General features: G+C 60.0%; 1 pseudogene. It reads left to right on the top strand.

Going from position 1 to position 1,153, the window contains the following annotated elements:
- Nucleotides 1-1,153: pseudogene (locus tag ACXJ7R_RS33660) on the top strand (restriction endonuclease); the annotation flags it as partial.

Below are 1,153 nucleotides of genomic sequence, written 5' to 3' on the forward strand. Positions count from 1 at the left end.
GTGCTGACCTTCAAGCCGGTCGTTGAGGATGCCTGGCAGAGCGACCTTGAGTTGCACGTCGATTTCGACGGCTGGCAGTACCTTTCGCGCAAATCCGGGCGCGATCCCAGCCAGGTCGACCGCGACAAGCCGGTGGTTTATTTCGGCTCGTTCCAGGACCTTCTCGGGCGCGACAAGGCTGGCAACATCAAGGCCCGTCACGAATGGCTCCACACGACCAAGTGGGATTTGGTGGTGTTCGATGAATACCATTTCGGCGCATGGCGGGAGACAGCGAAGGAGCTTTTCGAGGGCGAGGATGCGGCGGTCGCCAAGGAGGAAACCAGTTCGGAATATACGGCCGATTTGGAAGTTTTGAACGAAGACCTTGGCGTGCTTTCGGAGAGCGAGGCGGAGTTCCTGCCCATCACCACGCGCGCTTATCTCTATCTCTCCGGCACCCCCTTCAAGGCGCTGGCGACCGGCGAGTTCATCGAGGAACAGATATTCAACTGGACCTATACCGACGAGCAGCGCACCAAGCAGGATTTCGCCGCCCAGAATCCGGGCAAGCGTAACCCATACGGTGCGCTGCCGCAGATGCGTTTGCTCACGTACCAGATGCCGGACGAGCTGCTGGCGATCGCCAGCGCTGGGGAGTTTGACGAGTTTGATCTGAACACCTTTTTCGCCGCCACCGGCACGGGCAGCGCGGCTGCGTTCAAGCACAAAACCGATGTTCAAAAATGGCTCGACATCATCCGGGGCGGTTATGCGCCGCAAACTGTCGAAAGCCTGAAATTGGGAACGCGGCCGCCGTTTCCGTATTCGGACGTGCGATTGCTGCCGTATCTCCAACATTCGTTCTGGTTCCTGCCCAACGTCGCCGCCTGTCATGCGATGGCAAACCTGTTGGCTGAGCGGCACAACACCTTCTGGCACGGTTACACGGTTGTCGTTGCAGCAGGCACATCGGCGGGGATCGGCCTCGATGCCTTGCCCCCGGTTCGGCAGGCCGTCGGTAGCGGCTTCGACTCGAAAACGATCACGCTTTCCTGCGGCAAGCTCACGACAGGTGTGACGGTGGCGCAGTGGTCGTCGATCCTGATGCTGCGCAACCTCAAATCCCCGGAAACCTATTTCCAGGCCGCGTTCCGGGTGCAGTCGCCGTGGT

This window comes from Mesorhizobium sp. P5_C1, from assembly GCF_054049815.1.